The 25,233-nt window shown below is 68.6% G+C and carries 22 protein-coding genes; 11 read left to right on the top strand and 11 right to left on the bottom strand.

What is annotated here, in order from left to right; all coding sequences use genetic code 11:
• Positions 1-16: 16 nt before the first annotated feature.
• Positions 17-1,348 (bottom strand): ABC transporter substrate-binding protein, encoded by a 1,332-nt coding sequence (locus tag B7K20_RS02450; RefSeq protein WP_234985675.1) that lies wholly within the window; start codon positions 1,346-1,348, stop codon positions 17-19.
• A 299-nt stretch (positions 1,349-1,647) separates the two neighbouring features.
• On the opposite strand from B7K20_RS02450, the gene B7K20_RS02445 reads away from it, so the two are divergent.
• Positions 1,648-2,679, top strand: coding sequence for a LacI family DNA-binding transcriptional regulator (locus B7K20_RS02445; protein WP_084099946.1), 1,032 nt, complete (start codon positions 1,648-1,650; stop codon positions 2,677-2,679).
• A gap of 42 nt (positions 2,680-2,721) precedes the next feature.
• On the opposite strand, the gene dnaB is transcribed toward B7K20_RS02445, so the two are convergent.
• The 5 genes from dnaB to rpsF all read right to left on the bottom strand — a co-directional run bounded on the left by dnaB (position 2,722) and on the right by rpsF (position 6,112).
• Complete coding sequence (gene dnaB / locus B7K20_RS02440; protein ID WP_144018491.1) at positions 2,722-4,089, bottom strand: replicative DNA helicase; 1,368 nt, start codon at positions 4,087-4,089, stop codon at positions 2,722-2,724.
• Positions 4,090-4,532: 443 nt separating this feature from the next.
• On the bottom strand, positions 4,533-4,979 hold the full coding sequence (rplI, locus tag B7K20_RS02435) for a 50S ribosomal protein L9 (RefSeq protein WP_084099945.1): 447 nt from the start codon (positions 4,977-4,979) through the stop codon (positions 4,533-4,535).
• Positions 4,980-4,993: 14 nt separating this feature from the next.
• Positions 4,994-5,230 carry a 30S ribosomal protein S18 gene (rpsR, locus tag B7K20_RS02430; protein ID WP_084099943.1) on the bottom strand — a complete coding sequence of 79 codons (237 nt, stop codon included), beginning with the start codon at positions 5,228-5,230 and terminating at the stop codon, positions 4,994-4,996.
• A gap of 33 nt (positions 5,231-5,263) precedes the next feature.
• A complete protein-coding gene (locus B7K20_RS02425) occupies positions 5,264-5,770 on the bottom strand; it encodes a single-stranded DNA-binding protein (RefSeq protein ID WP_084099941.1) in 507 nt (168 codons plus the stop codon).
• Between the two features lie 51 nt (positions 5,771-5,821).
• The gene (gene rpsF / locus B7K20_RS02420) at positions 5,822-6,112 is read right to left on the bottom strand and encodes a 30S ribosomal protein S6 (RefSeq protein WP_084100066.1); all 291 of its coding nucleotides are present in this window, start codon (positions 6,110-6,112) and stop codon (positions 5,822-5,824) included.
• A 448-nt stretch (positions 6,113-6,560) separates the two neighbouring features.
• On the opposite strand from rpsF, the gene B7K20_RS02415 reads away from it, so the two are divergent.
• Both B7K20_RS02415 and B7K20_RS02410 read left to right on the top strand, forming a co-directional pair.
• Positions 6,561-7,844: a carboxylate--amine ligase gene (locus B7K20_RS02415; RefSeq protein WP_144018490.1), complete on the top strand. Its 1,284-nt coding sequence runs from the start codon at positions 6,561-6,563 to the stop codon at positions 7,842-7,844.
• 78 nt (positions 7,845-7,922) lie between these two features.
• Entirely contained in the window at positions 7,923-8,957 is a 1,035-nt protein-coding gene (locus B7K20_RS02410) for a GNAT family N-acetyltransferase (protein ID WP_084099937.1), read from the top strand.
• A 10-nt stretch (positions 8,958-8,967) separates the two neighbouring features.
• Here B7K20_RS02410 and B7K20_RS02405 read toward each other — a convergent pair whose 3' ends face one another.
• Positions 8,968-11,397, bottom strand: a complete 2,430-nt coding sequence (locus B7K20_RS02405; protein ID WP_084099935.1) for a transglycosylase domain-containing protein — start codon at positions 11,395-11,397, stop codon at positions 8,968-8,970.
• 235 nt (positions 11,398-11,632) lie between these two features.
• On the opposite strand from B7K20_RS02405, the gene B7K20_RS02400 reads away from it, so the two are divergent.
• On the top strand, positions 11,633-12,214 hold the full coding sequence (locus tag B7K20_RS02400; protein WP_084099933.1) for a PadR family transcriptional regulator: 582 nt from the start codon (positions 11,633-11,635) through the stop codon (positions 12,212-12,214).
• Between the two features lie 13 nt (positions 12,215-12,227).
• Positions 12,228-13,319 carry an inositol-3-phosphate synthase gene (locus tag B7K20_RS02395; RefSeq protein ID WP_084099932.1) on the top strand — a complete coding sequence of 364 codons (1,092 nt, stop codon included), beginning with the start codon at positions 12,228-12,230 and terminating at the stop codon, positions 13,317-13,319.
• A gap of 116 nt (positions 13,320-13,435) precedes the next feature.
• On the opposite strand, the gene B7K20_RS02390 is transcribed toward B7K20_RS02395, so the two are convergent.
• Positions 13,436-14,107 carry an SDR family oxidoreductase gene (locus B7K20_RS02390; RefSeq protein WP_084099930.1) on the bottom strand — a complete coding sequence of 224 codons (672 nt, stop codon included), beginning with the start codon at positions 14,105-14,107 and terminating at the stop codon, positions 13,436-13,438.
• Positions 14,108-14,174: 67 nt separating this feature from the next.
• On the bottom strand, positions 14,175-14,624 hold the full coding sequence (locus tag B7K20_RS02385) for a DUF805 domain-containing protein (protein ID WP_084099928.1): 450 nt from the start codon (positions 14,622-14,624) through the stop codon (positions 14,175-14,177).
• A 109-nt stretch (positions 14,625-14,733) separates the two neighbouring features.
• On the opposite strand from B7K20_RS02385, the gene B7K20_RS02380 reads away from it, so the two are divergent.
• Positions 14,734-16,029: an MFS transporter gene (locus tag B7K20_RS02380; RefSeq protein ID WP_084099926.1), complete on the top strand. Its 1,296-nt coding sequence runs from the start codon at positions 14,734-14,736 to the stop codon at positions 16,027-16,029.
• On the opposite strand, the gene B7K20_RS02375 is transcribed toward B7K20_RS02380, so the two are convergent.
• Together B7K20_RS02375 and B7K20_RS02370 are read right to left on the bottom strand one after the other, a co-directional pair.
• Complete coding sequence (locus tag B7K20_RS02375) at positions 16,005-16,523, bottom strand: hypothetical protein (protein WP_084099925.1); 519 nt, start codon at positions 16,521-16,523, stop codon at positions 16,005-16,007. The genes B7K20_RS02380 and B7K20_RS02375 overlap by 25 nt on opposite strands.
• 9 nt (positions 16,524-16,532) lie before the next feature.
• On the bottom strand, positions 16,533-17,981 hold the full coding sequence (locus tag B7K20_RS02370; protein WP_234985674.1) for a CCA tRNA nucleotidyltransferase: 1,449 nt from the start codon (positions 17,979-17,981) through the stop codon (positions 16,533-16,535).
• Positions 17,982-18,070: 89 nt separating this feature from the next.
• Between B7K20_RS02370 and B7K20_RS02365 the strand changes: the two genes are divergently transcribed.
• From B7K20_RS02365 to trxB, 5 genes are all read left to right on the top strand, one after another.
• Positions 18,071-18,616, top strand: a complete 546-nt coding sequence (locus B7K20_RS02365; protein ID WP_084099924.1) for an NUDIX hydrolase — start codon at positions 18,071-18,073, stop codon at positions 18,614-18,616.
• Positions 18,613-20,646 (top strand): DUF6049 family protein, encoded by a 2,034-nt coding sequence (locus B7K20_RS02360; RefSeq protein WP_084099923.1) that lies wholly within the window; start codon positions 18,613-18,615, stop codon positions 20,644-20,646. Before B7K20_RS02365 ends, B7K20_RS02360 begins: the two co-directional genes overlap by 4 nt.
• Positions 20,639-22,378: a murein biosynthesis integral membrane protein MurJ gene (murJ, locus tag B7K20_RS02355; protein WP_159449299.1), complete on the top strand. Its 1,740-nt coding sequence runs from the start codon at positions 20,639-20,641 to the stop codon at positions 22,376-22,378. Before B7K20_RS02360 ends, murJ begins: the two co-directional genes overlap by 8 nt.
• A 79-nt stretch (positions 22,379-22,457) precedes the next feature.
• On the top strand, positions 22,458-23,777 hold the full coding sequence (locus tag B7K20_RS02350) for a hypothetical protein (protein ID WP_084099921.1): 1,320 nt from the start codon (positions 22,458-22,460) through the stop codon (positions 23,775-23,777).
• Positions 23,778-23,869: 92 nt separating this feature from the next.
• Positions 23,870-25,204, top strand: a complete 1,335-nt coding sequence (trxB, locus tag B7K20_RS02345) for a thioredoxin-disulfide reductase (RefSeq protein ID WP_371327857.1) — start codon at positions 23,870-23,872, stop codon at positions 25,202-25,204.
• Positions 25,205-25,233 lie beyond the last annotated feature (29 nt).

The raw sequence follows: 25,233 nt of genomic DNA, 5'->3' as shown, positions 1-25,233 counted from the left end.
CCTGTCCGAGGTGGTGTTAGTTCATCGCGAACTCGACGGTGGACTGAGCCTCGCCGAGTGCGTCGGCAGGCGCGGTGCCGCCCATGATCTGCGTGATCGCCACACCCACGGCGTCACGTGCCTCGTAGTAGTAGGCGCCCGTGTTGTTCGCGGGAACCTCGGCGCCGAACGAGATCACGTCGGCGTAGATGGGCTGGCCACCGTAGAACTCCTGGGGCTCGGAGTAGACGTCCGAGTCACCGGCAGGCAGCCAGTTCGCGACCGCACCCGCGCTGGGCAGGATGGTGTCGTACAGCTCGGTCGAGCCGGCGAAGGTCGAGGCCAGGAAGTCCGTGGCGAGTTCGACGTTGGCGTTGGAGCTGACGGCCCACGAGGATCCACCGTTGGCGGAGTAGTGAGTCGCTCCGTCGACACCGTCGACGATGGGCAGGTTGGTCACGCCCCAGTTGCCGGCCTGGTCCTCGGCGGTCTGCAGCGAGCCCGAGATCCAGATGCCGTTGATGGTGCCTGCCACGTTGCCGTTGACCAGCGAGCCAATGTACTCGTCCCACGAGTTGACCTCGAGGTAGATGCCCTTCTCGACCATCTGGGAGTAAATGTCGATGGCCGACGAGAGCGCCTCGTTGTCGGTGATGGTGGGGTTGCCCTCGGCGTCGAAGAGGCTCTGGCCGGCCGACTGCAGCATCATCAGGATCGTGTCGGGCTCGCCCGCGATGCCCGAGAGCATGGGCTTGCCGGTGGCCTCGAGCACCTGCTCGCCCAGAGCGATGTACTCGTCCCAGGTGATGTCGGTGAAGTCGTCGACCGTCAGGCCGGCCTCCTCGAGAATATCCGTGCGCAGGGCACTGATGGCCGTTCCTGCGTCGAACGGCACTCCATAATTCTCGCCGTCGATGACCGAGTAGGCGGTCACGCCCTCGGGGAACTCGTCGAATGCGATGCCCGAGTCGGTGATGGGGGTGAAGAGGTCGGGGTAGTTCAGCGCGTTCTTCTGGAAGGCGTTGTTCTGCATGAGGAAGATGTCGGGCAGCTCACCGAACTCCTGCGACTGCGCGAGGGTCGTGAGGCGAGGCTGCAGGTCCTCCCACGTCACTTCCTGGATGTCCAGGGTGAAGTCGGGGTGCTCCTCCTGGTACACCTTCTCCGCCTCCTCCATCGCGAAGATGTTGAACGCCGGGTCCCAGGCCCACACGGTCAGCGAGTTGTCGCCGGCCGCTGCGGCCTCTCCCGAGCCGCCGTCGGTGCCCTCAGCACCCTCCGTGCCGTCGTCGCTCGAGCAGGCGGTCAGAGAGAACGCGAGAGTCGCGGCCGCGGCGAAAGTGAGTCCTTTACGAAACTTGGTCATCATTGACCACCCTTCTGGTCGGGTCATGCCCGGACACACGAGCGCACCACGTCGAACGCTCACCGGGACGAACATCCCCGATCGGATGGGCCGTCATCGGCGACGGGCGCTGCGGGCCGACGTCACTGTCCGGCTGCGCTCCCCACGGGGTTGTTTAGGTAAACATAGCGCGGCGGCGGTGCGGACGGAACACGCGCCACATCACGATCAGGTAAAGGCATTCCAGGCCGTTAGAACGTTCACATTCGGCGATGGGAACGTGAACATCGCGCGAATCATCGCGATACCCCTACAATCCCTCCATGGCGCGCATCGAGGCACGCGGCGGGGTCAAACGAGGCCCGTCGATCGGCGATGTCGCACGTCTCGCCGGAGTCTCCGCGCAAACGGTCTCACGAGTGTCGACCGGGGCGGAGGTGGTCCGGCCCGAGACGCGCGACAAGGTTTTGCGCGCCATGGAACAGCTGGGCTATTCGCCCAACCGCGCGGCTCGAGCGCTGCGCGACGGGCGGTACGGCTCCATCGGATTGCTCGCCCGTCGCTTTGACCGCACCGGTGAGGCGCTGACCACGGACGCCATCCTGCGCGCCGCGGAGGCCGAGGACTACTCGGTGACGCTGCTGAGCGCCCACGACACCACGTCGGCCGAGTGGGAGCCCGCCGCCAAGCGCCTGCAGCACCAGACCGTCGACGGCATCATCGTGATGCGAGCCGAGGGTGGCGCTGGCGACCCGCTCGCATTGCCACCCACCATGCCCGTGGTGGTCTCCGACTCCCGCGCCCACGGCCGCTACCCGCGTGTGGTCAGCGACGAGTACGACGGCGCCCGCAGCGCGACCGCCTACCTGTTAAGCCTGGGGCACGCCACCGTGCATCTGGTCGCGGGGCCGGCAGATTCTGAGCCCGCACGCCTGCGTACCGCGGGCTGGCGCACGGCGCTGGCGGAGAGGGGAGCGGAGATTCATGCGCCGCTCATCGGCGACTGGACCCCCGAGTCCGGCTATGCCGCCGGCCGCGCCCTCGCCGCCAACTCCTCCGTGACGGCGGTGATGTGCGCGAACGACGAGATGGCCTTCGGCGTGATGCTTGCGCTGCACGCCGCCGGCCTCACCGTGCCGGACGACATCTCCGTGATGGGCTTCGACGGCATCTCGCTCAGCCGCTACTCGGTGCCGCCACTCACCACGATCCGCCAGGACTTCCCCCAGATGGGGCGCGAGCTGGTGCGCATGGTGCTCAGCCAGATCGGGTCGACCCACCTGCATGCCATCCCCGACGTCATCGTGCCGCTCGAGCTCGTCGAGCGGGAGTCGACCGCACCACCGCGGGCCTGACCCGGTACGCACCGCACGGCGCACTCCCGGAACGCGCGGCACCTACATATCGGGCGCCATGTCCGTGAAGTGGGCGTAGTCCTTCTTGAAGGCCACGGCGATGGAGTCGGTGGGACCCGCGCGGTGCTTGGCGACGATGAAATCGGCCTCACCTGGGCGGTTGTCGCGGTCGTAGGCGTCCTCGCGGTGGAGCAGGATGACGATGTCGGCGTCCTGCTCGATCGCGCCGGACTCTCGCATGTCCGAGAGCATGGGCTTCTTGTCGCCACGCTGTTCCGAGCCACGGTTCAGCTGCGAGATCGCGATGACCGGCACCTCGATCTCCTTCGCCAGCAACTTGAGCGCACGCGAGAACTCGGACACCTCCTGCTGACGTGACTCGACCTTGCGGCCCGAGCTCATCAGCTGCAGGTAGTCGAGCACCACCAGCTGGAGGTCGTGCTGCTGCTTGAGGCGGCGGCACTTGGCGCGAATCTCCATGAGCGTCATGTTGGGGGAGTCATCGATGTACAGCGGCGCCTTCGCGATCTGAGCTGCGGTCTGCGCGAGGCGCTCCCAGTCGTTGGGTCCCATGGGGCCCTTGGTCAGGCGCGACAGCTTCACCGAGGCCTCGGCCGACAGCATGCGCTTGGTGATTTCCTCGCGGCTCATTTCGAGCGAGAAGATCACCGCCGCCTTGTTGTGGTGAATGGCGGCCGAGCGGGCGATGTCGAGACCCAGCGTCGACTTACCGATCGCGGGACGCGCCGCGATGACGACCATCTGTCCCGCCTGCAGACCACCCGTGAGCTCGTCCAGCTGCGTGAAGCCCGTGGGGACGCCCAACATGGACCCGTCGCGCGACGAGGACGCATCGATCTGCTCGAGCGTGGCCTCCATCACGTCGCCGATCGACAGGTAGTCGGCGGAGTTGCGCCGCTCGGTCACCGCGAAGATCTCGGCCTGCGCGCCGTCGACCACCAGATCGATCTCCGCACCATCGCCGTCGTAGCCCATGGCCGCGATGCGCGTGCCCGCCTCCACAAGGCGGCGCAGGATCGACTGCTCGCGCACCAGCTTGGCGTAGTAGCCCGCCGAGGCTGCCGAGGGCACCACCGAGATCAGGGTGTGGAGATACTCGGCGCCGCCGATGCGGGCGAGCTCACCGGTGCGCTGGAGCTCGGCGCCAACGGTGAGGGCGTCGACCGGGTCGCCGCCGTTGTAGAGCTTCACCGCGACATCGAAGATCTTCTCGTGCGCGGGCTTGTAGAAATCGTCGGAGCGGATCATCTCGATGACGTCCGCCATCGCGTCCTTCGACAGCAGCATGGAGCCGATCACCGACTGCTCGGCCTCGAGGTTCTGCGGGGGCAGGCGGTCGAACGTGCGCGGCTCGTCACCGTAACTTGCCTCAAGCTCGTCGATCGACATCTGCGCGCCGCTCCCTTCCTGGCCGTGTGGCCCCGTGGTGGGCCGTGTTGTCTACCTTGCCTCGCCCCTGTGACATCGTCGGCTCAGGCGCGGGGGGACACGTCAAGATAAGGCCCCCGCGCGGGCGACACAAACCCGGGGTCGACCCGCCCGTGGAGGAACCGGTGGACAACTGGACCTCACACGTGGAAGACCTGTGTATAAAGCCCGAGAACGACTGTGGACAGGAATGTGGATAGTGCCTGACTTTGTCCAACCATCTACTATTTACCAGCGATGTTGATGCCAACGAGGCTGTGGACAGAACCCCGCATAAAGTCCTCGGCGTGTCGCCCACCGGCGTGTCGCATCGGCCCGTTGTCCACAGATTTTCCCCCCTCGACGCACAAGGGCCCGGCGCCGCCAAGTGTCGGAACCGGGCCCTTGCGAGCGTCGCAGGACGCTTACTTCGCGGCGACCACCTGGACGGTGACGGTCGCGGAGATGTCATCGTGCAGCGAGATCTGCACCGCGTACTCGCCCAGCGCCTTGATGGGCTGGCCGATGTGGACGCGACGCTTGTCGACCTTCGCGCGCTCACCGATCGCGTCGGCGATGTCCGCCGGCGTGACCGAACCGAAGAGACGGCCGGACTTGCCAGCAGTCACAGCCACCTTGACGGGGGCGGACTGCAGCGAGTCGCGAGCGGCCTGGGCCTCCTCGACGGACGCGATCTCCTTGGCGCGCTGCGCCTTACGCATCGCCTCGATCTGCTTCTCCGCGCCGGCCGACCAGGGGGTCGCCAGCTTGCGGGGAACGAGGTAGTTGCGCGCGTAGCCGTCCTTGACGTCAACGACGTCACCGGCGATGCCGAGGCCTGCGACCTCGTGGGTCAGGATGAGCTTGGCCATCTTCTTACCCCCGATCAGCGGCCGGAGCCGGCGTAGGGGAGAAGGGCCATCTCGCGGGCGACCTTGATCGCGCGCGCGATCTCGCGCTGCTCCTGGACGGACACGCCGGTCACGCGGCGCGAGCGGATCTTTCCGCGGTCCGAGATGAACTTACGCAGCAGGGCGGTGTCCTTGTAGTCGATCTTGTCGACCTTGGTCGCCTTGAGCGGGTTCACCTTCTTCCGCGGCTTGCGGATGTCGTGCTTAGCCATTCTTGTTGCTCCTGAAAAGTGGAAATGAAGTGTTTAGAACGGGGGCTCGTCGGACGCCGGGGCCGAGGCCCACGGGTCGCTGTTCGAGCCACCAGCCGGAGCCGAACCGCCACCAAAACCACCGCCGCCGAAGCCGCCGCCGTTGTTGTTGCCGCCGCCGAAGTTGCCGCCACCCTGACGCTGCGTACGGTTCACCTTGGCGGTGGCGTAACGCAGCGAGGGGCCGACCTCATCGACCTGCAGCTCGACAACCGAGCGCTTCTCGCCGTTTGACTCAAACGAGCGCTGCACCAGGCGGCCGGTCACGATGACCCGCATGCCCTTGGTGAGCGACTCGGCCACGTTCTCCGCGGCCTCGCGCCACAGGGAGCAGCGCATGAACAGGGTGTCCCCGTCCTTCCACTCGTTCGACTGACGGTCGAACGTGCGGGGGGTGGACGCCACCGTGAAGTTGGCCACCGCCGCGCCGGACTGGATGAATCGCAGTTCCGGGTCGCCGGTCAGATTGCCCACGATGGTGATCGGAGTCTCGCCTGCCATGTGTATTCCCCTAGGTCTCGTCTAAGAAATTGGTTGCGGTCGGGATCAGTGCTACTTGGCGTCGGGACGCAGCAGCTTGGTGCGCAGAATCGTCTCGTTCAGGCCCAGCTGGCGGTCCAGCTCCTTGGCCGTCGCGGACTCCGCGGTGAAGTTGATGACGACGTAGATGCCGTCGCTCTTCTTCTTGATCGGGTAGGCCAGGCGACGACGGCCCCAGACGTCGACGTTGTCGACGGTGCCCTTGTCGGTCGTGACCACGTTCAGGTACTTCTCAAGCGACGGTGCAACCGTGCGCTCGTCCACCTCGGGATCGAGGATGACCATCATTTCGTACTGACGCATCGAGTAACCCACCTCCTCTGGACTTAAGCGGCCATGGACGTTCCATGGCAGGAGGGTTGATGCTGCCGCGCGGTGGTCACCGGGTGGTGCCCACACGAGCGGCCCTCAAGGATACCCCGTGCGCCCGCATGAGCGCCAGGCCGGTTTCCCGCCGCTTACCGCCCAACACACAGCGGTGACGCATGAAACCCCTGGGGCACGTGAGGTTCCACTCCCGTCACACCCATCACACGCGCCCCAGGTGTGTGGTGGACGGTACGGGGCCGGGCGCAATCAGAATCGGTTTGGCCCACGCATGTGGCTCGTGTGACCGGAGTGACTCCCGGGGCAACATCCCGTGCACCATGGGTGCACACGGGCCACAGCTGTGGGCCAAACCGATCGGGCTAGAACATGCCGCCAGGCGCCGCCGCCCTCGTAGACTGGCCGCCGGACACGAGGAGGCAGCGTGAGAACCAAGCCGGTCATGGTCGTCGGGCTCGGCGGCGACATCGGCGTGTACGCGTTCCTGCGTGCCGCCCACGAGCGCTTTGGCTGGACCGTGAAGGTCATGAGCCGCGTCGAGACCACCTTCATGAAGCGCTCCACGCTGGCCGAATGGCTCCATGAGCCCCGCATGGACGAGCCGGCCGCGCTCGTCGCGCGCCTCAACGGGCTCGCCGCGGAGCACCCCGACCACGAGCTGGTCCTCTTCACCAACCTCGACTGGACGGTGCGGGTCATCGCCCAGCACCGCGCCGAACTCGACGAGCGCTGGCTGGTGCCGCTGTGCGACCTCGAGGCCTTCGACCGCGTGTCCTCGAAGACCGCGTTCGCGGCGCTGTGCGACCAGGTGGGCATCCGCACGCCAATGACCATCCCGGTGGGCTTCACGCCGGCGCAGCCGGAACAGGGCGCCGTCACCCCGGCCGCCGCCATCGCGCGCATCGAGGAGCTCGAGCTCACCTTCCCGCTGATCGGCAAGCCGTCCTCGAGCGCCGATTGGTACGACGTCGAGTTCCCCGACAAGCAGAAGATCCACCACCTCACCAGCGTCGACGAGGTGCGCGAGGTGCTCGACCACCTCGACGCGCGCGACTATCCCAGCGAGTTCCTGCTGCAGGAGTTGGTGCCTGGCGACGAGACCCACATGCGCTCGCTCACCGCCTACCGCTCGAGCGCCGGTGAGGTCACGCTGCTCGCCGGCGGCCAGGTGCTGCTCGAGGAGCACACTCCCGGCACCCTGGGCATCCCCGCCGCGATCCTCACGGGGATCGACTCGGAAGCCTTTGACGCCGCCCGCCGGTTCCTCGACGCCGCCGACTACACCGGCTTCGCGAACTTCGATTACAAGGTCTCGTCCGTCACGGGCGAGAAGGTGTTCTTCGAGGTCAACCCCCGTATCGGCCGCAATAACTTCTACGTGACCGCCTCGGGCGTCAACGTCGCCGAGGTCATGGCCCGCGACCTCCTGCCCGGCCACGTGCAGACCCCCGCCCACGAGGGCTCCGCACTGCCTCCCGAGTCCGTCCTGTACTCCGTGGTGCCGTGGCCCATGCTGCGCCGCTACCTCCCGGACGCGACCCTGCGCGCCAAGGTCGACTCCGCCAGGAAGGCCCACGGCGTCCAGCATCCACTGAAGTATGCGGCCGATGCGACACTCGCCCGCCGTGCCTACGTCGCCGCTCTCGACGCTCGCCTGGTGACGAAGTATCTGCAGCATTACCCGCGCCCGACGGAGTCGGGCTTCTAGCCCGACCCGTACGAAAGTGCGGGGGTCGCGCGGCCCCGCCACGGCATCGGCCGCCCTCACGCCGTTACCCTTGTCGGCGTGAGTGCAGCGCTGTCCGTCGCCCCCGTCCCCACGGACGAGTTCCTTGAGCTCGCCCGGCAGTCCGGCCGTCCCGTGCCCATCGAGCAGGGTCCGGCGTGGGACGCCTACGACGAGCGGGTCGAGGGTCGCGAGCATTGGCGGCGCCTGGTGGTGCGCGCCGACGGCGAGGCCGTCGCTGTCATCTCGCTGACCCGCTACGAGGGGCGCGGATTCCGGTACCTGTGGGCGCGCCACGGGCCCATCTGGATCGCCGAGGAGACCGCCTCACGCGCCAAGACGCTGCGCCGGGCGCTGGCGGCCTACGTGCGCCGCGAGGCGCCGTGGGCGGTGTTTATCAGGCTCGATGCTCACGACGAGGCCGACGACCTACGCGAACTGCTGCAGACCATCACCTACGACCGCACGGTGGTAATCGACCTCACGCGCGACGAGGACGACATCCTCGCGTCGTTCTCCAAGCGCGGTCGGTACAAGACCCGGCGCACGCTCAAGGACACCGACATGACGGTGACCGAGGAGTCTGACTGCACCCCCGAGCAGTTCGAGGAGCTCTACGAGATCTACCGCGAGACCGCCGAGCGCGACGGGTTCGGGATCTACCCAGCGTCGACCTATCTCGACATGCTCGAGGGGCTCGGCGAGCACGTGCGCCTGTGGGTCGCGCGCCGTCACGACACCGGTCCCGAGGGCGACCTGCGCCCCGGCCGTGCCATCTCGTGGGTGCTGTCCACCGTCTACGACAACGCCGGCTGCGACACGTATGCCGCGGGCAATAGGGAGGCGCGCGACTGCAACGCGGCGATCCGCCTCAAGTGGGAGATCTTCACTCGCCTCAAGGCGGAGGGCGTCACCCAGTACGACCTCATGGGAGTGGGCTCGGACCGCGCGCCGACCCTGATGGGCGTGCGAGAGTTCAAGGAGCAGTTCGGCGATGTGGTCGAGGTCGACCCCGCATGGGACCTTCCGGTGAGGCGCCTGCGCTACCTGTCGCTCGTGTGGGCGCTGAAGGCCAAGCGGGCCCTCAGGCGCTAAGGCCGCGCGGCTACGGCAGCTCGGGGTCCTCGAGGGCCTCGCCCTCGGTGTCCGTGCCACCGCCACCACCGCCGCCGCCCGCGTCGGCCGTTTCAGTCGGCTCGGGGTCGGGCGTCTCCGTCGTCGGCTCCGGCTCCGGCGTCTCCGTCGTCGGCTCCGGCTCCGGCGTCTCCGTCGTCGGCTCCGGCTCCGGCGTCTCCGTCGTCGGCTCCGGCTCCGGCGTCTCCGTCGTCGGCTCGGGAGAAGGCGAGGGCGTCTCGGACGCGGTCTCGCTCGGCTCGGGCGCGGGGGTCCATGCGTTCTGGGTCTCGCCCACGTCGGCGCGCTCGGGGAATTCCTCGACCTCGTAGTCCTCGAGGATGGGACCCATCATCGCCGTCCACACGTCGGCAGGCACGGTCGATCCGGTGATCTGCGAATAGCCGCCGAACGCGGTGATCTGCTCCGCGGATCCGTCCTCGCCCACCTGGTAGAGCGTTACGGCGCCCACGATCTGCGGGGAGAACGCCACGAACCACGCGGAACGGTTGTCGTTCGACGTTCCGGTCTTGCCGGCCAGTGGGCGGCCCAGCTCAGACGCGGTGCGGCCCGAACCCAGCTCGATCACCTGCTGCATCGCGTACGTGGTGTCAGCCATCACGTCCTCGCTGAACACGCGCTCGCCCTCGGTCTCAGCCTCAAACACCGTCTCGCCCTCGGCGTCACGCACCGCGGCGATGATGTGCGGCGAGGTGCTCACGCCGCCGGTCGCGAAGGTCGCGTAGGCGGAGGCCATGTCGATGGCGTGCGGAGAGGCGCTTCCCAGCACGTTGGACAGGTTGGCCTCCAGGCCCAGCGTGTCCTCGGGCAGCCCAGCACGGATCGCCGTCTCCATCGTGGCCTGAGGCGTGACGTCTTCGTTGAGCCCCACATAAGCGGTGTTGATCGACTTCTGCGTAGCCTCGACGAGGTCAACGTACCCGTAGCTTTGACCGCCAAAGTTGCGCACCGGCGCATCGAAGCCGGGGAACTCCATGGCGTTGTTGCCCAGGTAGCGGCTCTCGAGGCCGATGCCGCGCTCGAGGCCCGCCACCAGCGCAAACGGCTTGAACGTCGAGCCGGCCTGTGCGACGTCCTGGGTCACGGCGTTGCGCTGGCGAGCGAGGTAGTCGGCGCCGCCATACATCGACGTGATCGCACCGGTGTCGGCCTCGATCGTGATGGCGCCCACCTGCAGGTTGTCGGCGTGGTCGTCGGGCATATCGGCCACGGCGGCCTCGGCCGCCTCCTGGTGGGAGGGGATGATGGTCGTGATGACGCGGTAGCCCTGCGACTCGATGTCGTCGCGTGAGATGCCCGTCTCTGACTCGACCTCGTCGAGCGCCGTCTGGAGCAGGTAGCCCTCGGTGCCCGCGAAGACGTCCTGGTTGGAGTATTCGATGGGCTCGGGGAAGGTCGTCTCGGCATCGCGCTCGTCCTGCGTGATGAACTCGGCGTCCACCATGCCGTCGAGCACGTAGTTCCACCGGAACTCGGCCTGGTCGTGGTCCACGCGCGGGTCCCAGGCGCTGGGCGCGGGCACCAGGCCGGCGAGCATGGCGGCCTCGGAGAGCTCGAGGTCTGCCGCGTTCTTGCCGTAGTACTCGCGTGCAGCGGCCTCGATGCCGTAGGCGCCGCGTCCCAGGTAGATGGTGTTGAGGTAGTTCTCGAGCACCTCGTCCTTGGACTGTTCCTGGTCGATCTTGAGCGCCATCAGCGTCTCGTTGATCTTGCCCGGGATCGAGGTGGTGGTCTCACCCACGTAGTAGCGCTCCACGTACTGCTGCGTAATGGAGGAGCCGCCGCGCGGGTCGTTCAGCACGATGGTGTCCCACAGCGCCTTGACCATGCCGGGGATGTTGATGCCGGGGTTCGTGTAGAAGGTGCGGTCCTCGGCCGCGACGAAGGCCTGCGGCACGTAGTCGGGCAGCGTTTCGATGCCCACGGACTCGCGGTCCGCGACACCCAGGCGCCCGAGCTCCGTCTCTGCGTCCGCGTAATAGAAGACGGAGGACTGGGCCTGCGCGAAGTCGTCGGGCTCGGGAATCTCGAGGCGCATGTACGCGATGACGAGGGCGACGATGCCCACGATGGTGACCGCGAGGATCAGGAGCAGGATCCATAGGCTGATGCGCTTGAGCCACCCCTTCCATCCCAGCGGCTCCTTCTCGCCACCCTTGCCGCCCTTGCCACCGCCGGAGCCGCCCTTGCCACCGGCACTCTTGGTAGCGGCCGATGCCGTGGTCGCCTTGGCGCCCTTCGCTCCCGTGGTCGCGTGGACGCCCGTCGAGCTCCACTGCGGCAGCCCGCTGGCAGGCTTGCCGTCGGCGGTGCGCTGGACGCCCGTCGTGGGGCGCTGCGGCTGCGTGCCCGTGGTCGGGCGCGTCGAGCGGCGCGGAGGCGTCTTCGAGGAGTCGGTCACAGAGTCAACCCTAGGCAGTAGGCGGCACGGACAGGCGGTGCGCGCGCAGCGCGGCGCACCGATCACGCTCTCCAACGCGCGAGAGCGGCGATTCGTGACCGCGTCCGGTCCCGAGACACGCGGCGCGATGTATCGCAACGATACAACGCGCTGCTATGGTGAACCGATGCCTACCGGAGGTAGGCCCACCCACCCGGCCACGGCATCGGCCGTCCCTCGAGCCCAGGAGGAGTGCATGGCGAAGACCGACGTCTTGTCGCTCGCGATCCTCGGCATGCTCGCGGAACAGCCGCTGCACGGGTATCAGATCCGCAAGCGTCTGGGCGGCGAGCTGGGACCTTTCCGGGCTCTCAGCTACGGCAGCCTGTACCCCTGCCTCAAGCGCATGGTCGCCGCCGGGCTGATCGTGGGCGAGTCCGAGGACGCGGGGCGCGCCACCGGCTCGCGCCGCTCGCGCATCGCCTACCGCCTGACGGACACCGGCAAGGCCAGGCTCGAGGACGAGCTCGCGTCCTCCACGGCATCTGCCTGGGACGACGAGACCTTCGACGTGCGCTTCGCCCTGTTCACCAAGACCGATTCGGCCACGCGGTTGCGCATCCTGGAGGGGCGCCGCTCGCGCATGTCGGAACGCATCGAAGAGATCTCGCAGGGCCTCGCCCGCGTTCGCGACCGCCACGACGCGTATACGGCCGAGCTGCAGCGTCACGGCCTGGAGCGTGTGGAGCGCGAGGTCGAGTGGCTGGACAAGCTCATCGAAAACGAACGATCCGCATCCCGCGGAGACCACCACACCGCATCCGCGGATGACAACTAAGGAGAGATCAAGCATGGCTTCACTGCGTGTCGCGATCGTCGGCGTGGGCAACTGCGCCACCTCGCTGATTCAGGGCGTGGAGTTCTACAAGAACACCCCCGCCACCGAGACCGTCCCCGGCCTCATGCACGTCCAGTTTGGCGACTACCACGTCTCTGACATCGAGTTCGTGGCCGCGTTCGACGTGGACTCGCTGAAGGTCGGCAAGGAACTCGTCGAGGCCACCATGGCCTCCGAGAACAACACCATCACCATCTGCGACGTCCCCAAGACGGACATCCAGGTGCAGCGCGGCGTGACCCTCGACGGCCTGGGCAAGTACTACCGCCAGACCATCGTCGAGTCGGACGAGGCCCCCGTTGACGTGGTTCAGGTCCTCAAGGACACCGAGGCCGACGTCCTGGTCTGCTACCTCCCCGTGGGCTCCGAAGAGGCCGCCAAGTACTACGCGCAGTGCGCGATCGACGCGGGCGTGGCCTTCGTCAACGCCCTGCCCGTGTTCATCGCCTCCGACCCCGAGTGGGCTAAGAAGTTCGAGGACGCCGGCGTCCCGATCGTTGGCGACGACATCAAGTCCCAGGTGGGCGCGACCATCACTCACCGCGTGATGGCGAAGCTGTTCGAGGACCGCGGCGTGCGCCTGGACCGCACCTACCAGCTGAACGTCGGCGGCAACATGGACTTCAAGAACATGCTCGAGCGTGAGCGCCTGGAGTCCAAGAAGGTCTCGAAGACGCAGGCCGTGACCTCCAACCTGTCCGGCCCCCTGGGCGGCATCAAGGACGGCCGCGACGTGCACATCGGCCCCTCGGACTACGTCGCCTGGCTCGACGACCGCAAGTGGGCGTACGTGCGCCTCGAGGGCTCGGCCTTCGGTGAGGTTCCTCTGAACCTCGAGTACAAGCTCGAGGTGTGGGACTCGCCCAACTCGGCCGGCATCATCATCGACGCCGTGCGCGCCGCGAAGATCGCCAAGGACCGCGGCATCGGCGGCCCCATCCTGTCCGCCGCGACGTACTTCATGAAGTCGCCCCCGGTCCAGATGGAAGACACCAAGGGCCGCGCGCAACTCGAGGCCTTCATCGCCGGCGAGGTCGAGCGCTAAGCGCAACAAGGTAAGTCCCCGGAAGGGCCAGCTCGACACGGCCCATGCATGACACGAGGCCCGGATCACCCAGTGTGGGGGTGACCCGGGCCTCGTGGTGTGTCCGGGTGCTGGGCCTAGCCCTCCGCGGCGGGCCGGAGTGCTCGCACGATGGGGGTCTCGCCGCTGATGAGCTCCCACTGCTGGCCGATGCTCGTGGGCTGGTCCAGGCTGTCGGCGATCACGTGAGCCACGTCCGCGCGCGGCACGGACGAGCGCTCGACCTCGGGTGCGAGCGTGACGAGTCCCGTGGGGGCGTCGTCGGTGAGTCCGCCGGGGCGAAGGATGGTCCAGTCGAGCCCGGAGTCACGCAGGGCCGTGTCGGCGTCGCGCTTGGCCTCGACGTAGGCCTTCCACACCGGCTCGGTGTCCTCGGGCAGGGGGTTGTCGACGCCGATCGCGCTGACCTGGACAAACCGCGAGATGCCCGCCTTCTGAGCACCCTCGATCGACTTGGTCGAGCCCTCGAGGTCCACCGTGCGCTTGCGCTCGATGTCGCCGTCGGGGCCGCCGCCTGCCGCGAAAACCACGGCGTCGCAGCCCTCGAACGCGGCCGCGAAGTCCTCGGCCGACGCGTTCTCGATGTCCAGCCGGCGCGGGTGCGCGCCCATGGCGGCGAGCTCGAGGAGCTGCTCCTCGCTGCGGGCGAGCGGGACCACGTGCTTACCGCGCCCCACGAGGATCGGGATGAGCTGAAGGGCCACCTTGCCGTGGCCGCCGACAATGGCGATGCGCTGTGGAGTAGTCATCCCTCCACCATGCCGCGCCCCGCGCCCGATTGCACGCGGCGTTCGCCGCACGGGAAATCGGGAATGCCTAGGCGGCGTAGGGCGGGGCCGCAGGATGCAGGTGAGCCTTGGGGTCCGGACCCCAGCGGTTTGGCCGTGCCTCGGAGTCGAAGAAGGCCATGATGAGCGGCACGATCCCGACGCCGACAAGCGAAAGCCATAGCCAGTGGCCCGTCTGGCCCATATCGTGCAGACGTCGCGCCCACACCGCGAGCATGGGGATGTACAGGACCAGCATGGCAATCAGCCACAGGCCAACGGCGACCAGGTAGATGCCCACGGCGAGCCCGGACGGATCCTGGCCTTCGCGCGAGCCGGGAACGATAGTGACGAACGCGACGATCATCACGATCAAGCCGCCGCCAAACGCCGCGAGCGTCAAGAAGAGGTAGAACCACCAGAACTCAGAGCGGCGCGCACGGCCCTCGAAGGTGGCGAAATTGGCGAAACCTGAGCGGACGGCATCGGCGAAACCCATGGAGACCCCCTGTCGGAACACGTGGCGGCGCGACGTCGCACCGTGAGTCACAGTAGCGGGCGGGCGTGGGGCCATCCATGGACGCGCCGCCTGGCCCTAGGCTTGCCGCGTGTCCCTCGCCTCCGACGTGCGCTCGCTGTGGCACTCGTCTGGGTTTCGCCGGCTGACCTACCAGCGGCTGCTATCCCAAGGCGGCGACGGCATGTTCCAGGTGGGCATCGCGGCGGCGTTCTTCTTCGACCCGACGACCGCGACGAGCCCCGAGGCCATCGCGACCGGCTTCGCGATCCTGCTTGCTCCGTTCACCGTGGTCGGGCCGTTCGTCGGTCCCCTGATCGACCGCTGGAAGCGACAAAGAATCCTGCTGTTCGGCAACCTGGTGCGGCTCGTGCTCGTCACCACCATCGTGGCGGCGCTCCTGCTCGATGGCCCGGTGTGGTCGCTCTACGTGCTGGCGCTGCTCGCGCTGTCCGTCAACCGCTTCCTGCTCGCGTCCATGACCGCCGGCCTCCCCCGTGTGGTGCCCGCCGACGAGCTGCTCACGGCGAACGCGGTCCTGCCCACCCTCGGCACCATCGCGGCCGCCGTGGGAGGCGCGGTGGGCGGTGTGGTCACCTTCGTCGCACCGCAGGTGTCCGATGCCGGACTTGCGTTTGCCGCGTTGGTGGGGGCTGGCATCGCCTTCGGCGCCGCCTCGTGGGCGGCCACGCTGCTGGGTCGCGACGAGCTGGGCCCCGCCCACCCCATCGCCACAGGTGAGGTGGGCGAGCGCCTGCGCGCGCTGGTGACCGAGCTGGTGGACGGCGCAAGGTACCTGCGCCGGCGAGTCACGCCGTTCCACGCCCTGGGCGTGATGTCCGCGCAGCGGCTGCTGTACGGGCTGATGTTCGTTGCGTCGATCCTGATCTCGCGCTCGGTGTTGGGCGACCCCGATCGCCCCGAGCAGGCGCTCGGCGACTTCAGCCTGGTGGTGGGGTTCGCAGCCGTGGGCTTCGGCCTCGCCGCGGTGCTCACCCCGATGCTGGGGGCGCGCGTGGAACGCCAGACCTGGATCCTGTGGTGCCTGGGCGTGGGGGCGGGCGGTCAGTTGCTGCTCGCCGTGTCGAGTGCGCCGTGGGCGCTGCTGGCGGCCGCCGTGATCGTGTCTTTCGCCGTCCAAGGCGGGAAGATCGCCGTCGACACGATCGTGCAGCGCGACACTGTCGACGAATACCGCGGACGCGCGTTCACCCTCTACGACATGGTCTACAACGTGGCGTTCGTGGGCGCGGCAGTCATCGGCGGGCTCACGCTTCCGGACGACGGCTACTCGCGCACGCTGATGCTGGTGGTGGCCCTCACTTACGGCGCGGTGGCGCTCGTGTACGCGCGGGCTCCGCGTCAGGCGGCGTCGATCGGCGCCTGACGCTCCGCGGTCGTGGCGATCCGAGCCGCATGCACACGTACGGCGAGGATGCCGTTGGCGATCGACCCGGCAGCGACCACCAACAGCCCCAGGCTCCACAGCACCTGAGTCGCCGTCACCGTGAGCACCATGACGTAGAGGACGGCGACGATGCCGGGCGAGGCGATCGCGATGAGGAGCCACGGGCGTCGGCCTCGGCCACGGCCGATGATGTGTCCCCACACGATCACCGCGACACACAGGACGGCGAGGAGGCCCAGGACAAGCAGGAACGACACGTCGTCGGAGGTCGTGCCGTCGTCGTACTGGCTGAGCACAAGGATGCCGAAGGCCGCCGCCGCTGCGAAAGGGCCGGCGATCAGCCACGTCACGAGCGCGAGCGGGTATCGCCGCACCACCGCAACGGCCCGATCACCGCCACGCATCACCAGGACAAGACACACCACGCCGGCGAGCGCGGCGACCACCGTGGGCGCGAGGAAGACGGTCAGCATGGGCCCACGCTAGCGGGACGCCCACCACTCGCGCAGGTGCTCGGCCGCGCGCTCCTCGCCCAGCGGCCCGTGCTCCATGCGCAGCTCGAGCAGGAACTTGTAGGCCATGCCGATCTCGCGGCCGGGGCCGATACCGAGGATTTCCTGAATCTGGTTGCCATCCAGGTCCGGGCGGATCGCGTCGATCTCCTCCTGCTCGCGCAGTTCGGCGATACGGTGCTCCAGGTCGTCGTAGGCAAATGACAGCCGGTCGGCCTTGCGACGGTTGCGAGTGGTGACATCCGCGCGCGTGAGGCGGTGGAGCCGCTCTAGCTGCTCGCCGGCATCGGTCACGTAGCGGCGCACCGCGGAATCCGACCAGCGCGCGTCGGCGTAGCCGTGGAAGCGCAAGTGCATCTCCACCAGATGGGTGACGGCCTTGATGGTGTCCTTGTCGAAGCGCAGGTCCTTCAGCCGCTTGCGGGTCATCTTCGCGCCCACCACCTCGTGGTGGTGGAACGAGACGCCCCCGCCGGGCTCGTTGCGCTTGGTGGGCGGCTTGCCGATGTCGTGCAGCAGCGCCGCCAGGCGCAGCGTGAGATCGGGCCCCGGCACGGCGCCGTCCGGTCCGGTCTCGAGCGCGATCGCCTGGTCCACCACGGTGAGGGTGTGCTCGTAGACGTCCTTGTGATGGTGGTGCTCGTCGACCTCGAGCTTGAGGGCGGGAAGCTCTGGCAACACGTATGACGCGAGACCTGCGTCCACCAGGGCTCCGAGCCCCGCACGCGGATCGGCGCCCACCAGCAGTTTGCACAGCTCGTCGCGCACCCGCTCGGCCGACACGATCGTGATGCGCTCAGCCATGCGTGCCATCGCCGCGAAGGTCGCCGGTTCGATCTCGAGCCGCAACTGCGAGGCGAAGCGGGCCGCACGCATCATGCGCAGGGGGTCGTCTGCGAAGGACACATCGGGCTCGATGGGGGTGCGAAGCAGGCCCCCCGCGAGATCCTCGAGGCCGCCGTGGAGGTCCACGAGTTCCTTGGACGGCAGCCGCACGGCCATCGCGTTGATGGTGAAGTCGCGCCGGGCGAGGTCGCCCTCGAGCGAGTCCCCGAACGCCACCACCGGCTTGCGGGTCTCGCCGTCGTACTCGTCTGCCCGGTACGTGGTGACCTCCACCATGAGGTCCTTCTTACGACCACCGATGGTGCCGAAGTCGCGGCCCACATCCCAGGTCGACGAGGTCCATCCCTTGAGGATGCGCTCGGTCTCGTCGGGTCGCGCGGAGGTGGTGAGATCCATGTCGGAGCTCGACCGTCCCAGGAAGGCATCGCGCACGGGACCGCCGACGAGCGCCAGCTCGTGGCCGGCGGCGTCGAAACGGGCCGCGAGGTCCAGAATCTCGGGCGGCAGGGCGTCCCACAGGATGCCCGCACGCTGGCGCAGCACGTCGAGCGAGGGAAGGTCGGGGGTTGTCACAGCATCTATGGTCCCAGATCCCGTTGCGGGTGCCCCGCCCCCGGGTGCCGCTGCGCCGAGCCGACGGCGGGGCTCGTTAGAGTTGGCGCATGTCTCGCCCGCCCGTTCCGCGCCCCATCCCGGCGCCGCCGCCTCCCGGCGGCTCGGCGCTGCGGCGCCGACGGGACAACGCGGCACATCGGGCGGCGCAACTGCCGGTGTCGAACGAGACCTCCGCTGGCGGCATCGCGATCACGGTGGTCGACGGCACGGCGTTTGCCGCGTGCATCGGTCGCCGCAACCGCGCAGGAAAGCTCGAATGGTGCCTTCCCAAGGGTCACATCGAGGGCAAGGAGACGCCCGAGGAAGCCGCGATCCGCGAGGTTGCGGAAGAGACCGGTATCAACGCGGAGATCATCCGCCCCATCGGCGTGATCGACTACTGGTTCACCGGCGACGACCGCCGAGTCCACAAGGTGGTGCACCACTACCTGCTCGAGGCCAAGGGCGGGCGCATCACGACAGAGAATGATCCGGATCACGAGGCGGAGGTGGCGGAGTGGATCGCCGTATCCGACCTGTGCCAGCGTCTCGCGTTCCCCAACGAGCGCAAGATGGCACAGGTAGCCGTCGACCTGCTCGCGATCGAGCCGTGATCCGGACCCTGAGGGCCGCCACCGCCGCCTGCCTCGCGCTCGGCGTGGTCGCTGCAGGCGCTGCAGGAGCCGCAGGAGCCGCAGGAGCCGCCACCGTCACCACCGATGAGGCCGGCCTCACGGGCCAGCTGCGCAGCCTGTCACCGGCCGTCCTGAGCGGCTCGGGCACCATCGCCGCCTCCGTCACCGCCCGCAATACCGGCGACGAGCCGCTCGAAGGCGTCCAGGTAACGCTGTCCCTCACGGACGCACCGCTGGAGTCGACCGACGACCTCGCGGCCTTCCTCGACGACCCCACGGATGCCGCCACCACCGAGGTGGCACGGGCACCCGAGGCCGATCCCGACGCGGACCAAGACACGGCAGAAGAGACCACCGACGACAGCACCACCGACGAGGCCGAGGAAGAAGCACTTCCCGGCATCACGCTCGAGCCCAGCGCCGCGGCATCGATGTCCGTCGAGGCCGATGCCGCCGACCTGGGACTGCCCGAGGACGAGTGGGGGGTCTACGGCGTAGAGATCTCACTCGAGTCCCCCGACGGCTCCGTTCAGGTGGCCGCCGTGGCCATCACGTGGGCCGATGCCGAGGTACCCGGCGTCGACGTCGCCGTCCTCGCGCTGGCAGAAGGCACCGCGCTCGACGTCGCCTCGACACTCGAGGACACGGCGCTCGACGGCGTCGCCGTCGCGGTCGACCCCACCGTGCTCACCAACGCGATGGTCTTCGACGCCGGCCTCCTCGAGCGCGAGGTTCTCCGCCTTCCCGCGGGAGGCCCCGACCTCACGTCCCTTGCCCACGGGGGCGGCGGCGAACTCTACGACTTCGCGGTCAACCGACCGAGCTCCTCGACGGTCCTGACGACCGGATCCATGCCGCTGCTGGCGCCGCTGCCGGTCGCCGACGACGCGTCGGTCGCCCTCGCGGAACAGGCCGGGGCTCTGGCGTCGCTGGTGGTGCCAGGCACCCTGGGGGCCGACGCGCTCGAGGGCACCGTCAGTGTCACCGGCGACTCCGACCTCCCCATCGTCTCTCCCGACCGCGTGCTCACGGAGATCATCGCGGCGGCCTCGGCCGACCCCGCCGTCGAAGGCGCACTCCTGGCCGCCTCCGCGCTCAGCGACGACCAGGTGCTGGTGTCGGTGGGCGGCGACGGCGCTGTCACGGGACGCATGTCGCACCTCATCGAGACCCTCCTGGACGCCCCCTGGGTGACGCCCATCTCGATGACGGACCTTGCGGCGTCGACGGACATCGCGGAGGCCTCGCTTCCCCAGACGGCGGGCGAGGATGCGGACCTCGCGGCCGACGACGTGGAACGTCTGGTGAGTCACTACGACAACCTCACCACCTTGTCGACCATCGTCGACAGACCGGCCGATGCCATGGACGAGTGGGCAGCCGGCCTGGTAGCCGGCGTGACTACCCAGGGCCGTACGGCATCGGCCCTCAGGGAGGGCGCCTTCACGACGGCACTGGCGGGGGCCGATGCGACGCTCGGGGCGGTCACGATCGCGGAGGGTTCCGACCTCAACCTCCTCGCCGACTCGGGAGATGTGCCCATCACCGTCATGAACGGGCTCGATCGCGACGTGTCCGTCGTGGTCGAGATGGACAGCAACTCGCCGAACCTCATCGTCGAGGACTCGCCGACCGTGTCCGTGGGGGCGGGGCTGGAGGCGACGACGCTGGTCCCGGTCTCCGCCGTCTCGACCGCGAACGTCACGGTGGTCGTGGGTCTTGAAAGCGCCGACGGCGAGGCGATCTCTCCACTGCAGACCTTCGATATTCGTGTGCGCGCCGACTGGGGCACGGCCGGCGCGGCCATCTTCACGGCGTTGCTGGTGCTGCTGCTCATCGCCGGCGTGATCCGCACCATCCGCCGCGGCCGCAAGGACACCCGCCTGGCTCCGTCGCAGGCGACCATCGATCCGACCGCCGACCCGGGCCACGAAGAGGACGGCGCCACCGAGGACGCGGTGGCGCATGACGGCGCCGCGGCAGACCACAAGGACGGCAAGGATGGCTGAGACGGGCGCTGACGACGCGGCTCAGGGCGCCGACGACCGCGACAAGACGCTGGGTGGCCGCCCGCGCCGTTCCATCACGCGCAACACCGCGATCATGGCCTCCGGCACGGCGGTCTCCCGCGCGCTCGGATTCGTGCGCAACGCCATGCTTGTCGCCGCGATCGGCGCGACGGCCGCTGCGGCGAACGCCTACGACATCGCCAACCGACTGCCCAACGCGATGTTCGCGATCCTGGCCGCGGGCGTGCTCAACGCGGTGCTGGTGCCGCAAATCGTGCGCGCCTTCCAGCGCGAGGGCGGCAAGCGCACCGTCGACCGCATCCTCACCCTCGGCACCGTCATCTCCCTGGTGGTGACGATCGTCGCGACGCTGCTCGCGCCGGTATGGGTCGAGCTGTACACGAACGATTGGCCGCCGGAGCTCACCGCGCTCGCCGTCGCGTTTTCGTACTGGTGCATCCCGCAGCTGTTCTTCTACTGCCTGTACACGCTGCTGGGGCAGGTCCTCAATGCGCGTGAGCAGTTTGGCCCGTTCATGTGGGCGCCCGTGCTCAACAATGTGGTCGCGATCGTGGGCCTGGCCGCGTTCTTGGCTCTGTTCGGACGCTACGTCGCGCCGGGCCCGGGCGGCGAGGATCTCACCGCGGTCGCCGACCTGTGGACGCCCGATCGGATTGCCCTCATCGGTGGCTTCGCGACCCTCGGCATTGCGGCCCAGGCGCTGATCCTGCTTGTCCCGCTGGTGCGCGGCGGCTATCACTGGCGATGGCAGTGGCGCGGACCCAAGGGCGAACTGTCGGGCATCGGCACCATCGCCGCGTGGTCGCTCGCCGCCGTGGTGCTCGAGCAGATCGGCGTCGCGCTCGTCACGCAGGTCGCGGCCGCGGCGCAGGTGCTTCCCGATGGCCGCATCGACACGTCCATCGCCGGAAACATGGCGTACTTCCAGGCGCTGTCGCTGTACATCGTGCCCCACTCGCTCGTCACCATCTCATTGGTGACGGCCATGTACACCGCGATGGCGCGTCACGCCGCGGTGCGCAACATGGAGGGGCTGCGCGCGGACCTGTCCCAGGGACTGCGCTCGGCGGGAGCGTTCACCGTCTTCGCGACGGTGGCGATGATCGTCGTCTCGCAATACCTGGTGCGTATCGCGCTGCCGACGGCGACGCTCGCCGAGGTCCAGTCCATCTCCGCGATCATGATCGCGATGACCCTTGGCCTGGTGCCGCTCGGCGCGACGGTGCTGTTCAAGCGCCTGTACTTCGCCCTCGAGGATGCCCGCGCGATCTTCTTCATGCAGATCCCCATGACCATCGCCTGGGTCGGCACCGCGTACTTGGTGCAGGCGCTCGCCGAGCCCCGCTGGTGGACCGTGGGTGTGGGCCTGGGTCTCGCGGCCTCCAACTACACCGGCATGATTCTGCGCGCGGGCGGACTGCGCCGGCGCCTGGGCGGGCTCGACGGCCGGCGGGTCCTCACCCTGCACGTCAAGGCCCTGGTGGGCGCGCTGGTGGCCGGAGTGACCGGGTGGTTGCTGCTGAAGCTCGCGCCAGACGTCGCGGACCTGTCCGGCTGGCCGGGGTTCTTCGTGGCCGCCGGCTGGACGGTGGGCGCGGGCGTGGTGATGCTCGCCGTGTACATCGTCGTGATGAAGCTCCTCAAGGCGGAGGAACTCGACGCTCTGCTGGCGCCCTTCGCCAGACGTCTCCCCGCCCGCTTCCGTCGCTGACCACACTCCGGTCCCCGATGTCCGCGGCGCGACATAGGATGAGGTTTCTTCACTCGCACTACCAAGGGGGTTCGGCACGGTGCTCGCAGGGACGACGATTGGTCGCCGCTTCACGCTGCTGCACCCCGTGCTCCACGATCTGCCGGGGATCGAGCGGTGGGTCGCTGAGGACACGCGCCTGGCGCAGCGAGTCAACCTCGACGTCGTGACGTCTGCGGCGGCCGAGCGGGCGCGCCGCGTCGCAGCGTCCACCGCCAAGGTGCGCGACGCACGGCTGCCTCGGGTGCTGTCCTCCGGCGTCCACCGCGACGACGATGGCACCGCCACCTACATCGTGACGGAGCGCCCCCGCGGCTCCACGAGCGCGTCCCTGCTTTCCAAGGGCCCGGTCGCTCCCGCGGCCGCCGCGACCCTGGTCGGAGAGGCCGCACGCGCACTCGAGGTCGCCGCCGCCGAGCGCGTCCACCACGGCTACCTGCGGGCAGAGGCGCTGACAGTCACTCCCGGCGGCCGCGTTCTTGTCACGGGGCTGGGCATCGACGGTGCGGTTGCCGCGGAGGCGGGCCTCAAAGCCGGCGAGCGCGAGAAGGACGATGCCGCGGCGCTGGCTCGCATCTATGCCCAGGCCGTCACGGGGGCAGATGCCGCGCTGCTGACAGCGGATCGCGTCCCCGAGGGCCTCGGTTCCGCGGGCACGTCCCTCGTCATGGCCGTCATCGCGGGAGATCCGCCCGCCACCCTGGCCGAGATTTCGCGCACCATGGGGCCGCCCGACGCCCGGGCGCTGCGAGCCGCGTCGTCTCAGCCGCGGCCTACGCCAGCCTCCGTCCCCAGCGCGCCGTCCCCCGAGGTGCCGGCGACCCCCGCAGTGCTAGCGACCCCTGCGACGCCGGTCTCCCCGGCGACGCCGCCAACCCCAACCTCTGTTGTCAGCCCCTCGGCGCCCAGCCCGGCCGAGTCCGAGCTGGAGGTGCCCGCGGAGCCAGCCACGGCATCGGCCGCCCCTATGACGGGCGCGACCGAGACGGTCACCCCGCACGTCAAGGATGCGCCGCTCGAGATGCTGGACGAGATCGTCGCGGATCAGCATGCGAGGCGTAGTGGCGGGCTGTGGCAGATCCTGCTGGAGCGGCTGCACCGCTGGTGGCCGCAGTCCCAGCCACTCACCGACGCGCTCGAGCGTGCGCGCGAGCGAGCCAACCGTCCCGCGCCGTTCAATGCCGGCCCTCTCATCCTGGGGCTCGCCGTGGTCGCGATCATTGTCATCGCCATCGTGGCCTTCAGCACCCTGACGACGATCACCCGCCCCGAGGGCTTCGTGCCGTCTTCCCCGTCCCCTGCCTACCCCGAGTTCACCTTCTCTCCCTCGCCGTCGCCATCGGGCGACAACGAGGGCTAATGCGTGCGGGCCGCGACGCGTGTTGAAGCGCGGAACAAGCGGCCCCTACGATCTGTTACGCACCCGGGTACTCACCCGCATCTGAAACCCTCCTGAAGGAACCCCCCGTGAGCGACACTCGCAACGTCATCATTGTTGGATCCGGCCCCGCCGGTTACACCGCCGCCATCTATGCCGCCCGTGCGGGCCTGAACCCGCTCGTGGTCGCCGGTTCCGTGACCGCCGGTGGCGCGCTCATGAACACGACCGAGGTCGAGAACTTCCCCGGCTTCGTGGAGGGCATTCAGGGCCCCGAGCTCATGGAGACCCTGCAGGGCCAGGCCGAGCGCTTTGGTGCCGAGATTCTTTTTGACGATGTCACCGAGATGAGCCTCGAGGGGCCCCTCAAGTCCGTCACGACGGGCCTGGGCCAGACCTTCACCGGCAAGGCCGTCATCCTCGCCACGGGCTCGGCATACCGCGAGCTGGGGCTGGACGACGAAAAGCGCCTGTCGGGCCAGGGTGTGTCCTGGTGTGCGACGTGCGATGGGTTCTTCTTCCGCGACCAGGAGGTCGTGGTCATCGGCGGCGGCGACTCCGCGATGGAGGAGGCCACGTTCCTTACCCGCTTCGCCTCGAAGGTGACTATCGTGCACCGCCGTGACGAGCTGCGTGCCTCGAAGATCATGGCCGACCGCGCGAAGAACGACCCGAAGATCGAGTTCGTGTGGAACGCGGACGTCATCGGCCTCGAGGGCGACGCCAAGCTCTCCGGCGTCCAGGTGCGCGACAACGTCACCGGCGTCGAGTCCACGATCCCCGCGACGGGCATGTTCGTCGCCATCGGCCACATCCCGCGCTCCGAGCTCGTCACCGGCGTGATCGACACGGACGCCGAGGGTTACGTGCAGGTGATCGGTCGCACCACCGCGACCAACGTCGACGGCGTGTTCGCGTGCGGCGACCTGGTCGATAACCGCTACCGCCAGGCCATCACGGCCGCCGGATCGGGCTGCTCGGCCGCGCTCGATGCCCAGCACTACCTGGACTCGCTTGCCGATGCCGAGGCCACCGACGTCGCCGAGGTCTCCGCGCCCGAGGAGTCTCCCGCCGCCGCGCTGCCCGCCGAGCCCGTCAACGCGACCGAGGACTCCTTCAAGGCCGAGGTCATCGAGTCATCCGTCCCGGTCGTCGTGGACTTCTGGGCCACCTGGTGCGGCCCGTGCCGCGCGGTCGCTCCCATCCTCGACGAGCTCGCCGCGGAGTACGCGGGCAAGCTCAAGGTCGTGAAGGTCGACACCGACGCGAATCCGTCGCTCGCGATGGCCTACGGCGTCACCTCCATCCCCACGATGGCGTTCTTCAAGGACGGCGAGGTCGTGAAGTCCGTGGTGGGCGCGCGTCCCAAGCCGGCCCTCACCGAGCTGTTCGACGAGGCGCTCGCCTAGGACGCACCTGCACCACACGCGCGAAGCCG

This window comes from Demequina sp. NBRC 110051 (assembly GCF_002090055.1).
Taxonomy (GTDB): Bacteria; Actinomycetota; Actinomycetes; order Actinomycetales; family Demequinaceae; genus Demequina.
Note: the sequence above shows the minus strand (reverse complement) of the source record. Positions and strands in the feature narration are given on the sequence as shown.